This window comes from Arthrobacter sp. AL05 (assembly GCF_029960715.1).
In the GTDB taxonomy this organism is placed as follows: domain Bacteria; phylum Actinomycetota; class Actinomycetes; order Actinomycetales; family Micrococcaceae; genus Arthrobacter.
This window is the reverse complement of the sequence record NZ_JASBRC010000015.1, coordinates 53722-66600: the sequence shown is the minus strand read 5'-3', so window position 1 is coordinate 66600 and position 12879 is coordinate 53722. Positions and strand designations below refer to the sequence as shown.

The window sequence follows — 12879 nt, the reverse complement described above, 5'->3', positions numbered from 1 at the left end:
CTCTACCTGGCCACCGTCATCGACCTCTGCACCCGCATGGTCGTTGGCTGGGCCATGGCCGACCATATGCGCGCCTCCCTCGTCACCGGTGCGCTGTCGATGGCCAGGGACCGAGGACACCTGGCCCCGGATGCCATCTTCCACAGCGATCGCGGCACGCAATACACGTCCCGGGAAATGGGCGCCTGGTGCACCGGCAACGGCGTCCGGCAGTCCATGGGCGCCACCGGGGTGTGCTGGGATAACGCGGTCGCCGAGTCGGCGTTCTCGTCCCTGAAAAACGAGTTCTACCACCACCACAGCTTCGCCACCCGCGAGGACGCCCGCCGGGCAACCATGCGCTACATCGAAGTGTTCTACAACCGCTGGCGGCCCCACACCAACAACGCCGGCCTACCGCCGGCCACAGCGATGGCCAACTTCAAGACCAAAAACCAGCCGCTACCCGCGGCCGCCTGACCAAAACGAAACTACGCGACTGTCTCACATCCTTGACACACCTCAGTACCGCCCTCCTCACCAAAGAACCAGGACCTGCCGAAAGGTTCGGGCGGTCCGCCGCCGGTGGTTGGCTGCCGTCGCTGGTCACCGGCGGCGGACCGCCATTCCCGGCAAGGACCGCAGATGGAACAGCCAGCGTGCCGACCAGGCTAAGAGCGGGGCCGGCACGGGCGGATCCAGGGGAGACGAGGGGCGGGGTATGCTCGCAGGGCTTCGGATACCCCGGTGCCCACAACTTCTAACTCACCCGCAGCAGGACACTGCCTCTGTTCGCGTCGGAATTTAGATCTGTTTGGGCACGGGAGGCGGGTCAACGAGATTATTTCGAGCCATTCCTGCCGGTGCTGCCAGCGCTTCGGAGGCTTGTGGCGGAGCAGTGATTCCCCTGGCGTGTTGAACCCTATGGAGCTCATTCAGGGCGACATACAGGGCAGTCCTGGAGGCGTCTAGCTCCTTGAAGGCTATTTGATACCGCTTATGGTCTGTGTCTTTCCACTCCGGTGGTACGTGCAGACGATCGCTTTCTTCTTTTGTCCACGTGTACTCGAGGACCTTGTATCCGTAGGCCTCGGCGGCCGCCGTGAAATTCTGCCAAACCTTCGTAATCTCGGGATCGAAAAATTCTCTCCAATCCCGGTGCCACCTGGTGGTGTGCTCTTCGAGCTGGGAGATGAATGAGAAGTCGAGGTTCTTATGGTCCACGCCCTCGGCTAGGTAGGTGTGGAACTTGCCGTTCATATTCATGTTCTCCAACCGCTCGTTCAGCAGGAACATGTCCTTCTCACTGTTGATCCTGAAGAGCTCGGACTCCTTCTTCGTGAACTGAGCAGCAAGTCTGGCCTCCTCTCTGATCCAGTGGTTCGAGAGCTCGGATTCCTTCTTCGTGAACTGAGCAGCAAGTCTGGCCTCCTCGCTGCCCCAGTGGTTCGAGAGTTCCGTTACCTTTTTTCCCCAGAGTCGGGACTGGCCGGCTTGTGCACGTTTCAGATACCACTGGGCAAGTGGGCCATGGGCGGCAAGAACTAGAACAAAGCCTAGCCAGCCAACCAGCGGATTCTCCATCATGAATGTTTGGGGAGCTCCCGGCAGGAAAAGGGCCAAGCCGCTGAGAATGCCGAAAATGCTACCTCCCCAGCTAACTGTGGAAACGTCTCGAATCTCATGTGATGAATTAGGCACTTGTAGACCTTAACCCCACGATCCTCATGAGCGAACAAATCGGTACATGCTCGCAGGGCTCGCACCCCCTCGGGCGTCCGCTGGCGCGGTTGGCTGTTGGGTCCAGTGCTGTCCGTCGCAGGGCTCCGGCCCGCCCTGGCCCTGTCTTGTCTACGACGTCTTTTGGTTGCTGTCCTTCGGATTCTAGGCGTCCGCTCCACCCCGTCTAGCCCCGGTTCCGCAGGCTCCACCGGGGCCTGCGGTGCAGGAAATGTCCCTCCGGCGCTCCTGCGTCGCTGATTTCCTCCAGGAATTTCCTGCACCTTGCCCTGCGGGTAGACAGGGCTCCGTCGGCCGCCGAGCAAGCGAGCTTGCCAGCAACCAAAAAACAACTGTGAGTCTTGCAGTGGCTGGTCTGGGACTAGCTGGCAGTGTTGATGCCGGTCGTTCTGCCTGGCGCGTGACTCGAAAAAACTATTGCCCCTTGAGGGTGCATTTCCCCCGACTTGTCCGCGCTGGGTGGAGCGGCCGGCGTTGACCTGTCCCACGACGGTGGCTTGATTAGAAGCTTGCCCAGCCCCTGCGGTTGTGGCTCATCACAGTATTGCCTCGAAGTGACTCTTCCCAGGTCCAGTGCCGGTCGCGATGCGACCAATCTTGCCCGTTCGAAAGGAAGGAGGGTGGCCGCGTTGACTATCGTTGCGCAGACCCGCCCGTTCGTCATCGGCGTGGACTGTCACGCCCGCACACACACTTACGCCATCATTGACGCCAGTACCAAGCGACATGTCGCTTGCGAGCAGTTCCCGACCACCTCGGCAGGGATTTCCCGCGCACTTGCCTGGGTCGGCCGACGGACAGACGGCGATATGGCTTGTCTATGGGCCGTTGAGGGTATCGGCTCTTACGGGGCGCGCCTGGCCAGGGCAGTAACCGACGCCGGCTACGACGTCGCCGAAGCTCCACGGATGAACGCCCGCGGCCGCCGAGGGATCGGCAAATCCGACCCCCTGGACGCCGCAGCCATCGGAACCACCGTCCTGGGCTTAGAGGAGTCCCAGCTTCGAGCTCCGCGTCGGGATGAAGGGGCCCGTGCCGGACTTAGGATCCTGAGCGCAGCCCGGGATCAGTTGACCCGGGACCGAACAATGAACGTCAATGCACTCATCGCCCTCCTCCGGGCGCATGATCTGGGAATTGACGCTCGTAAACCTCTGGTTCCCGCCCAAATTGCCACGATTACCAGATGGCGGGAACGCCAGGAGCAGATCGAACTATCAATCGCGCGCGAGGAAGCAGTTCGGTTGGCGCGTCGCGTTCTCGAGGTGACCACTCAGCTGGCTGCGAATCAGAAGCGCATGACAGAGCTGATCCAGGAAAGTCCCGCGGCGCCGCTGTTGGAGATGGTGGGCGCCGGGGCTGTCACGGTCGCTGCTGTCCTGACAGCTTGGTCGCATCCAGGAAGGGTTCGCAGCGAAGCTGCCTTCGCCTCACTGGCAGGGGTGAATCCCTTGCCAGCCTCAAGCGGTAACACGGTCCGGCACAGGCTCAACAGGGGCGGTGATAGGCGCCTGAACCGAGCCTTGCACACCATTACCATGACCCGGATGGTCCATGACCCCGGAACCCGGGACTACGTCGCCAAACGCACCGAAGAAGGACGTAGCTACCGTGAAATCCGCAGATCCCTCAAGCGCTACATCGCCCGAATCCTCTACCGCCAACTCAACGCCCTTTACGCCACCGCGGAACCGGCCCGACCCCACGTTGCAGGGGCATACCCTTGCGAGGAATAGGAGCACATCGTCCGTTCCGCAGGATCAGCAATTCTGGTTTTGAGGGGGTCGCCTAAGTCCCTTGGATTGCTTGGGGGCACCAGTCCGCACTCGGCCATGAAACTCGGTTCCCCAGCTATTGCCCGTCTCATTTCGCTAGGGATCTGAGACGTCTCGACCGTCTCCCCGGAGACCCGACTGCGGCGTCCGAAGTTTGGTCGGGGCCGTGCCGGCGGGCCTTCCCTGAGTCCCTACTGACCGGTCGCCTTATTGAGGCTCTCCAGTCCCCCAGCCTGGAGAGCCGGGAGCCTCCGGGTTCGGGTCTGATTCGCGCGAAGGCTTCCTCATGCCCCGACAACGATCCGCGGCCCGACTTTCCGTCAGTAGCGTGCCGTGCGTCCGGGGTTGTGCCCATTGGGGTCAGGTGGCGCCCTCCGCACAGCTCAAGCTGTCCCCTCCTGGCGCACAACCCGGCCCCGGCCGAAGCCCCATCCCACCAGTCGATAGTTTTTCTGGCGGCCCCAAGAGCCGTGATTATTAGCACATATAACCGAATAAATGGCGTGTTGTGGGCGTTCTTGTTGGTCCCCGCGTGATAGCTGCGGGTGCGTCGTTGTTGTCGATGCTGACCTTACCGGCCGCTGTCGAGGACGGGTATCCCTCGCCCGCACAGGAGTACTTCGACGGGCGGATCGGCAGAGAACCCCGCCCACCCGGACATCCGGGTACCTTACCTATCCAAACTGGTCGTGTGCAGCCTCGCGATCCGATGGCTCCACCGCCTCTAAGTTTCCGACCGCGTCTAAGCCGGGGCTCATGCGGCCGATGTCGCAGCTCGCGCGCAGGAACGTTAACTGCTTCTGAAATCTCGGGCGCTGGTAGGGAGGGGATCCGGGATGACAGCGATGAGTTGCAGTACGCCGGGCCTCCGGAGTGAGTGAGTCCGGCGGGGATCTGGCGCAGAGTGTGAAACCATTCCTGGCTACTCATCTTCTCCTGAGGGAGGGCCGGTCTCCAGTGACTGTCTGGTGAGTGCCGGGCCTTTGATTTCCTGAACAGCCTGCCGGTAGCGGGACACGATTCCGTAACCTTCACCGTGTCCGAGACCGTATATTGTGACGTTTCCGGCTCCGGAGTACAGGCTGAGGGTTTCCCCGCTGGTCTTCTTTCCCAGCACGAGCTTATGGATTTCCTTGATTGGCGAGTCCGCCAAAGCAGCCGCGGGCGTATCGAGGAGGTCAACTATCAGCAGACGTTGATCCGTGAGGACCACACACGCGGGGCGGTCCTGGACGTATCCTTTTCCGACTGCGGATGCTCCTTCGCCCGGCTTCATGAAGCTCACAAGGTGACGTAAAGCCCTTACTCCTGATGGAACGACTCCTGCTTTTTCTGCAGCCTCCAGGAGGCCCTGATAATCGATCACTTGTTCAGGAAGGACGCTTTCCACGGCCAAAAGGTGCTCGTAGGTTGTGCTCCCCGGAACCGGCGTTCCCCAGAAAATTTCAGTGCCCTGTGCTGTTGGCAGGATGGTGCCTGCTAGGCGCTCTTCTTTGCGTCTCTTAAGAACCGAGCCGGGAATATTGATCTGCACTGCGCTGCTGTTGTGCCGGCAAGTGAAGCCCCTCGTCTGAGAAGCCTGCAGTATCAGGGCCAGGGCTTTTTCTACAGGGGAGTTCATCGTCCATCTCACCGGACGTACTTTGAATATCATCATCACGTTTCTTCTGTTTCTCGGCTCCGCCGCTTTCGTTTTCCGCCGGCGGGGTGTCGCGACCTGTTACGTCCGGTGCCGCTAGCTAGGTGGGCAGGGACAGGGAACAAGTGCGTGGGAGTCTTGTGGGCTGTGTTCGCGGATCTGCGGGGTGAGCCAGCCGATGAGGAATTGGCTGGAACCGGGATGCAGGCCCGATATGTCGTGTTGATGTGAGTGCCAAGTTTTCACCTCGGCTGAGGCGTCTGCTGCGTGGATGAATCGGGTCATGGGGCAGCGTTCGAGTTCCAGTGGGTGCGGTGCGGCCAGGCGGGCGAACTGCCAGTGATAGGCCAATGCGCCGAGCGGGGTCTGGATCGGGGCCAGGTGTGATTGGAGGGCGAAGGAATCAGCCCACCGAAGGCAGTCCTCCGCAGGCATTGGTTTGGCGAAGTAATAGCCCTGGCCCAAGGGTGCGCCGAGGACGGCCGCGGCTTCGGTCAGGCTTTCGTTCTCCAGTCCTTCGATAACAACGTCCATCCCCAGGTCACGGCCCAGTTGAATGAGGGTCGCGATGATGCTGAGCGTTTCCACGGGCTTGTCTGTGACGTGGAGAAGCAATCCGCGATCGAGTTTGATGGCGTTGAACGGAAATGATGAGAGTCTTTGCAGGCTGCTGTAACCGGATCCGAGATCATCCATAGCAAGACCTACGCCAGAGTCGACGAGGTCCCGCAAGGTAGTGCGCTGCTCCTCGAGGCTTATGTCTTCTGATTCCAGCAGTTCCATTCCCAGACGGTGCGGCTGGATGTTGTGGGCACGGAGCAGTTTTTGGATGAGCGCTGGTGTTGACCCGTCGAGCAGGACTGCTGGTGGCAGGTTCACTGACACGTTGTGACGGATACCTTCCTGATCCCATGCTGCGAGGATTTCCAACGCCTTTCGAAGGACGTCTGCGAACAAGGCGCTTAGCCCGTCAGTTCCGAGCTGAGGCAGGAACTCGTAGGGCCCAACGACGCGTCCACCGGGCAGTTTCAGTCGTGCTAAGGCCTCGAACAGGTGCACCGACCCGTCACGAAGGTCCACCACGGGCTGAAGGTAAACCTCTATATTGCCGGCCGCTATCGCCCCCAGGTAGTCGGCGTCGGCCGCTCCTTCTCCTGTGCCGGGGCTTCCACCGGTACCTATACTCTGGCCATGGTCTTCAGTGCTGGCGTGTTCCGCGGTCTCCCACCAGGTCCTCCGATTGTTTCGGCGGTTCTTGGCTGCGTAGAGTGCCTCATCAGCGCTGCGAAGAATGGACCGGCTGTTGGTGCCGTCCTCGGGGACCAGTGCGACCCCTAAACTCATTCCTATGCTGACTTTCCCGCCGTCAACAGTGAAGGGTTTCTCAACTGCTTGGTGGAGCCGTTCGAGTATCCCGGACAGGTCCGCTTGCGCGGTGCTGCGGGTGATGTTTCTGAGGATGAGGATGAATTCATCCCCGCCCATTCGGGCCAGCACGTCGCCTTCCCTCAGACCTGAGAGCATACGGGCCGCCCACTGCCGCATCACCTCATCCCCGGCGGCGTGGCCCAGGGTGTTGTTCGCCAGACGGAAGTCGTCCAGATCAATCAGACCAACGGCCACCGTCACATCCCGGTCAAGTGCACGATTTACGGCTTCCCCGACGGCCCGTTCGGCCGCCGTCCGGTTCGGGAGCCCGGTCACAGCGTCGTGAAGCGCTTGGCTCCGCAGCTGCGTCAGTACGGCCATGTGGTTGCTTATGTCGCGTTGAATACTCACAAAATGGGTGATTTCGGTGCCGGCGCCGACGCGCATCGGGATGATCTTCAGCGCTGTCCAGAACGCCGAACCGTTTTTGCGGTAATTGAGAATTTCTCCTTCGAAGACCTCCCCTGAGGCGAGGACTTCCCGCATGAGGCGTATCGTGGCCGGCTCGGTGCCCGGCCCCTGCAGGACACGACAGTTCAGGCCAATCAGCTCGGCCTGCGTATACCCCGTCATGGCGGTGAAAGAGTCCGGGACAAAGATAATGTCCTGCTGTGCATCGGTTATCAGCGCGATGTCAGCGGTCGCCGCCCGGGCAGCGGCGAGCACCGGGCCAAGACCCTCATCGCCGGCCACGTGTTCATTCATCCCAGGTCCATACTTTCCTTCAACGACACCACACCACGACCACTGTGACCATGAGCGTACAAGCGTACAAGCGTCCGGCTTCCTCACCCATTAGCGTCGCACCAGCCGAAGGCGCGTCGCGGAAATCCGCCAATGACTCAAGACCCCGACCCAGAAACCCCACACGTCATCGCGGGCAGGACCCTTCCCGGAACCGTCCAGGAGTTCCTCGGGTTCCTCATGCCGTGAAAGCCGCTCCAACAAGGGACAGCAGCAGCGCGCGTTGCCGGCTTCCTCGCTGGTCGCACGACCCGCGGTAGAGGCCTGCGGACCGATCAGCTGCCGCCCGCATCCCGCGACCTTGCCAGCTTCCTCTGGGGATTCGTGGCTCCTGGGAAAGCATGTTCGCAGAGCTCACAGGATCGGGCGTCCGCTGGCGCGGCCGGCGGTTTGGATCCAGGGCGCGCCGTCGCCGAGCTCCGCACCCCCTGGCCCTGTTGCGTCTACGACGTTTTGGCTGCTGTCCTGACGGAGTGTACGTGTCCGCTCCGTCCCGTCTAGCCCCTCCTTCGTCGGGGCCTGCGGGGCATGAAATGTCCCTGCGGCGCTCCTACGTCGCTGATTTCCTCCGGGAATTTCCCGCCCCTTGCCCTTACGGGTAGACAGGCCTCCGTCGGCCACAGCTCCGCAAGCTCCGCCAGCAGCCAAAACAACGGGAGAAGGGGAAGCTGGCCGGTCACCAAAGCCGCCCCGCTATGGTCCGCGCCAGCACCCGACTCCAGCCGCTTGACAGACATAGAAGCGTCGGGGGAGCAGGGGAGCTGGTCGGTCACCTGAGCCGCCCCACTCACCCCAACTTCTCGGACAAGGGGGTTGAGGACCAATGCTCGCGTAAGTCACGCTAAGCATCTTGTCGAGAAACGAGGGATTGCCAACACCCGTCCCCAAAGAGCGAATTACAGCGAAATCCACGTCGATAAGCCGTGTTGGAAAACAACGACGGAAAACCCTGGAAGCAACAGAACCGACATCCTCAACTCAGGAACAAAATTGTCGCCAAATCAAGGAAGACCAATCACTAACGTGACTTTCCCGAGCATTGGTCCTCACGCCCCGACAAGAAGGAGCAACACCATGAACGCCACACCGACCCTTGAAATGCTCGACCCGGCCACCCTGACCATGGACATCAACGTCCGCAAAGACGCGGCCCTGACCCCGGATTTCATTGCCAGCATCAAGGAACACGGCGTGATGGAACCGGTCATCGCCCACCGCAAGGACGACGGCACCGTGCACGTCCTGATGGGACAGCGCCGCACCCGCGCGGCCGTTGAAGCCGGGCGCGACAGCATCCCGGTGATGATCATCGGGTCCCCCGAGGAAGCCGAGCGGATCGTGACGCAGGTGGTGGAGAACATCCAGCGCGCCGAGCTGACCGAAGCGGACGAGGCTGAGGCCTACCACCAGCTGTCCCTGATCGGCGTGTCAGCGGCCACGATCGCGAAGAAGACCGGACGGACGAAGACGACCGTGGAGAGTGCCCTGAAGGCGAAATCCACCGACACCGGATCCGCCGCTCTGGGCAAGGGGTACACGATTGAAGCGGCCCTGATTCTGGCCGAGTTTGCCACTGACGGTGACGCGGTGGAGGAGTTGGAATCGGTCATCGCCGATGAGCCGGACATGCTCGCCCACGTCACCCAGCAGTTGCGGGACCGCCGCGACCGCGCGGCCGCCCTCGCGGCGCTGACCGCCGAGTTGGAAGCCGCCGGGACCACCGTAGTGGAACGGGCCGGATACGACGGGGACAGCGAGAACGTCCGGGTGTCCTCGCTGAACCGGGCAGACGGGGAACCGGCCACCGAAGAGGACGCCAACGCCGTGCACGTGGTCACGTCCTACAACGGCCATCACTCCACTGTCCCGGTCGTGGCCGGATGGAAGGAGCTGGGGTTCACGCTCCGGTACAGCGGCTACGGCGCGTCAGCGGCGAACAAGGGTCCGATGACGGAGGAGCAGAAAGCCGAGCGGAAAACCCTTATCGAAAATAACAAGCTGATGCAGTCGGCTACTGTGGTCCGGCGCGACTTTGTGAAGGCGCTTCTGACAAAGAAGCAGCCGCCCAAGGGATGGCAGCACTTCACCGTTCATGCCATCACCCACCATCCCGAAACGGCCAGCGGTTACGAGGGAACCGTCGCCGCCGAGATGGCCGGAGCCAAGGCGGGGGAGAGCTCGGACCGTTGGGGTTGGAACCCGTTGCGGGCCCACGTGGCCAGGTCCACGGCCCGGCCCGAGGTATCCCTGATCGCGCTGGTCTGCGCCGGGTATGAGAAGACCATCGCCAAGGACTCATGGCGGTCCCCGAGTATCCGCCACATTGACTACCTGACACGGCTCATTGCCTGGGGGTACACGGCGAGCCCGGTCGAGCAGATCATCCTGGATAAGGGCACCGCAGGATCAGCGTAATCTGAAGGTGTGCCGGACGGCTGAATCCCCCAATGCAGCCGTCCGGCCGCTCACCACATGATGGCCGGGAACCTTCCAGAGGTCGGGCGGTCCGCCGCCCGGTGCGAACCAAAGAAGTCGGTCATCAGCGGCGGACCGCCGTTTGACGCGACCGCCAGTAACCATCAAAGTGCCGCGGCTCCAGCCGGCAGACCACGCGCCCCGCAATGTGGCACCACGCGCACAATACGATGACCAGTCGGCCGTTCAGGCTCGGCGCAACATTCAGCTAAGCTGGATCACAGTTTTCCTTTGTCCGAGGAGCAGGAAGGACCGGCCACTAGGCCGGTCCTTTTCTGTTTAACCGCGCACACTCGGAACGTTAACCGCGCACACACTCGGAACGCGGAAGTCTGGTCTTCAAATCTTTCCGACCCGGCCCGCTCCTTAAGGAGACTGTGCACAGCCATCGCTTACCCAGGGTGACGTGCGCTGGGGAGGGTGACGTGGTGGTTGTGTGCAGGCGGTCAGGTGGGTCCCGTCGTCCAGATGTGTGCGGGAAAAGCAGCGGAGCGATTGGGCTTTTGCCGTGCCCATCTGGGCGAGGGGTTACTACTCCGAGACGCCAGCCACGGGAGCTGGCTCCTGCGAGGCCTTCCGGCCCCGCGGACGCCCGCCGGCCTTCTTAGTCGGTGCGTCCAGACCGAAGCCGCGCAGGTCGGATTCGGTCCAGTCCGCGCGCAGGGCGCCCTGGTAGTCTCTGGCGTATTTCTGTTCTGCCGCGGCGAGCACCTGGGCTGCCTCCTGGACCTCGACACCGCTGGCAGCGGCCCTCTTCACGGCGTTCACTTTGGTGTCCCGGGCGGCGTCGATCTTGGCGGCGGCTTTCGCGGCGATGTCGTTGATATCCATACCCAAACCCTACCGGCCTGGACTGACACCAGAAGTCAGGTTTTCGGAGACCACACACACGAGGCGAAAAACCCATCAGGCCCGACCGTCCGGAGCAAGCTATAGACTTACACGGGTGTAAGTGGCTTGGCGCGCTCGACACTGGCGTTCGAGTGCGGCACACTGGTCGGTGTGGTCCCCGGTTCCGGGGTCGCTGCGCTGGGCCTTTGAAGGAGGTTTGGAGATGAGTGAAGTGGAAGGCTCTGCCCGTTCCAAGCTTTTTCGCCGGCGGCGTGAGAACACTCCGGCGGGTACAAAGAAGCGTCGTGATGTGTGGGTCACGGTGGAGGAAGAGGCGGCTCTCGTTGCGAGAGCTGAACGCGAGAAGGTTACTGTTCCCAACCTTTTGATTTCTTCGGCACTGTCGGAGAGGACGGATTCCCCGACGGAGCGGCGGGCGATCATTGCGGAAATGATGCAGCTGCATAATCTTCTGGCTCGTTCTTCGAGCAACATCAACCAGATTGCCAGGCACGCGAACGCCACCAGCGAAGTCCCTGCGGAAGCGCGGGAAGCCATGAAACATTTGCGCTCGGTTGCCATGCGTATCGACCAGGCCATTGACGGGCTGATTCCGTAGTGATCCCCAACATCACACGTGGTTCGCGGATGGGCGGGCTCATGGTTTACCTGGCCTCCACCGACGCCAATATGACGAAGAACGCCCACAGTGATCCACACCTTGTTGCTGGGGATGCTGCGATCATGTCGTGGTACGACGACGGTGTCCTGGACCGTGAAGATGCGCTTGCTATTGCCAAGCATCTAGACCGCCCGCGCAAGTTGTTCGGTGTGTCGGTTCAGATCAAGGACATGCAGTGGGATGCGGCCAAGAAGGAACGCGTCCACGTCGGGTACAAGGACGCCAGCGTGTGGCACTGCTCGTTGAGTTTGCGTGCCGAAGAGGGCGCGTTGACGGATCAGCAGTGGGGCGATATCGCGAACGATTTCGTGGATTCCATGGGATTCACCGAAGCCAGCGGAAAGGCGCAATGCCGGTGGGCTGCGGTCAACCACGGCACGTCCGAGAACGGCAATCACCACATCCACCTGGCCGTCTCCCTCGTCCGCGAGGACGGCACGAAAGCCTCCACGCACGGTGACTACAAGAAGGCGCAGCAGACCTGCCGTGAGCTGGAGGTCAAGTACGGGCTTGAAGAGCTCTCCACCGTGCACGCCACCCGCGGCTACGACCAGGCGGAGAAGGCCACCGCCGTCCGCGACGAACGGGAAATGCACCGCTCATCGCTGGCACGGAAGGTCCGCGCCAGCGCCAGCTCCTCCGCAACCGAAGGTGAGTTCGTGCGGCGTGCCCGCGACACCGGCATGCTGGTCCGTCCCCGCTACGCGAAGAACACCACCGACGTCATTGTCGGGTACTCCGTAGCGGAACGCCCGAAGCAGGGCGAGCGGCCCATCTGGTTCGGCGGCGGCACCCTCGCCTCCGATCTCAAGCTCGGTGCTTTGCGTGAAGAGTGGATGGACTCACCGCACCTTGCAACGGAAGCTGCAGCGGAGTGGAACGCGGCGGCCCGCAACAAACGCACCGTGTCCAGGACCGGCCCCGAGAACGCAACACCGCCGGCGGAAATGTGGGTTCAGTACACCCGCAACGCGACCGCGCTGGCGGATCAGCTGCGCACCATTCCGCGTGATGATCACGCGACGTGGGCGAAAGCGGCCCGGGAAGTATCCGGGGCGTTCGCGGCGTGGTCCTACCGGCTGGAACCGACACCGGGACCGCTGGCGGCCACCGCCGCCGAACTATCCCGCACCGCCCAGCTCCGCGCACCACGACAGCACAGCAAACCCGTCGCGCTACCGTCGATTGCCGGGACAGCCATGTTGTTCATGGCAGCGTCCAGCAAAAACAAAACGGCAGCCCAAACAGCACTCATGGTGCAGCTGATCAACACCGCCTTCGCCGTCTATGAAATGCATCAGCAGTCCGGACGGACAAGGGAGGCGCAGCGCATCCGAGCAGTGGTCGAGCAACAGCTTGCCCCGTTCACCGGCACCATGCCCAAGGCCGTGCTGGTGGGTGCAGAACAGCAGTCGGCTACGGAAGCAGCAGTGCCGCCCAGGTCAATCGACATCGCCCGGCGCGGCATGGTCCCCATCCGCCCGGGATCAGCAGTGCCCGCAACGCCAACACCGGCGACGCCGGCCAAGACCTACCAGCCCAGCCGACGCGATTCCGGGCCGGGCCTGGACCGATAAGACTCACAC

General features: G+C 62.2%; 9 protein-coding genes and 1 pseudogene. 6 read left to right on the top strand and 4 right to left on the bottom strand.

Annotated features, from left to right (window positions below; genetic code table 11):
- A partial coding sequence (locus tag QK287_RS16040; protein ID WP_282360767.1) for an IS3 family transposase occupies positions 1-459 on the top strand: 459 nt, incomplete at its 5' end.
- A gap of 324 nt (positions 460-783) precedes the next feature.
- Here QK287_RS16040 and QK287_RS16035 read toward each other — a convergent pair.
- The gene (locus QK287_RS16035) at positions 784-1680 is read right to left on the bottom strand and encodes a hypothetical protein (protein WP_282360766.1); all 897 of its coding nucleotides are present in this window, start codon (positions 1678-1680) and stop codon (positions 784-786) included.
- Positions 1681-2348: 668 nt separating this feature from the next.
- Here QK287_RS16035 and QK287_RS16030 point away from each other — a divergent pair.
- Positions 2349-3455: an IS110 family transposase gene (locus tag QK287_RS16030; RefSeq protein ID WP_282360769.1), complete on the top strand. Its 1107-nt coding sequence runs from the start codon at positions 2349-2351 to the stop codon at positions 3453-3455.
- Positions 3456-4002: 547 nt separating this feature from the next.
- Positions 4003-4222: pseudogene (locus tag QK287_RS16025) on the top strand (hypothetical protein).
- Positions 4223-4416: 194 nt separating this feature from the next.
- Here the strand turns inward: QK287_RS16025 and QK287_RS16020 are convergent.
- Both QK287_RS16020 and QK287_RS16015 read right to left on the bottom strand, forming a co-directional pair.
- Positions 4417-5154, bottom strand: coding sequence for a hypothetical protein (locus tag QK287_RS16020; RefSeq protein ID WP_282360764.1), 738 nt, complete (start codon positions 5152-5154; stop codon positions 4417-4419).
- Between the two features lie 75 nt (positions 5155-5229).
- Positions 5230-7266 (bottom strand): EAL domain-containing protein, encoded by a 2037-nt coding sequence (locus QK287_RS16015; RefSeq protein WP_282360763.1) that lies wholly within the window; start codon positions 7264-7266, stop codon positions 5230-5232.
- A gap of 1113 nt (positions 7267-8379) precedes the next feature.
- On the opposite strand from QK287_RS16015, the gene QK287_RS16010 reads away from it, so the two are divergent.
- Entirely contained in the window at positions 8380-9720 is a 1341-nt protein-coding gene (locus tag QK287_RS16010; protein WP_282360762.1) for a ParB/RepB/Spo0J family partition protein, read from the top strand.
- A 591-nt stretch (positions 9721-10311) separates the two neighbouring features.
- Here the strand turns inward: QK287_RS16010 and QK287_RS16005 are convergent.
- The gene (locus QK287_RS16005; RefSeq protein WP_282360761.1) at positions 10312-10611 is read right to left on the bottom strand and encodes a hypothetical protein; all 300 of its coding nucleotides are present in this window, start codon (positions 10609-10611) and stop codon (positions 10312-10314) included.
- A gap of 223 nt (positions 10612-10834) precedes the next feature.
- Here QK287_RS16005 and QK287_RS16000 point away from each other — a divergent pair, with 223 nt between their 5' ends.
- Together QK287_RS16000 and QK287_RS15995 are read left to right on the top strand one after the other, a co-directional pair.
- Entirely contained in the window at positions 10835-11230 is a 396-nt protein-coding gene (locus QK287_RS16000) for a MobC family plasmid mobilization relaxosome protein (RefSeq protein WP_282360760.1), read from the top strand.
- Positions 11230-12870, top strand: coding sequence for a relaxase/mobilization nuclease domain-containing protein (locus QK287_RS15995; RefSeq protein ID WP_282360759.1), 1641 nt, complete (start codon positions 11230-11232; stop codon positions 12868-12870). Before QK287_RS16000 ends, QK287_RS15995 begins: the two co-directional genes overlap by 1 nt.
- Positions 12871-12879 lie beyond the last annotated feature (9 nt).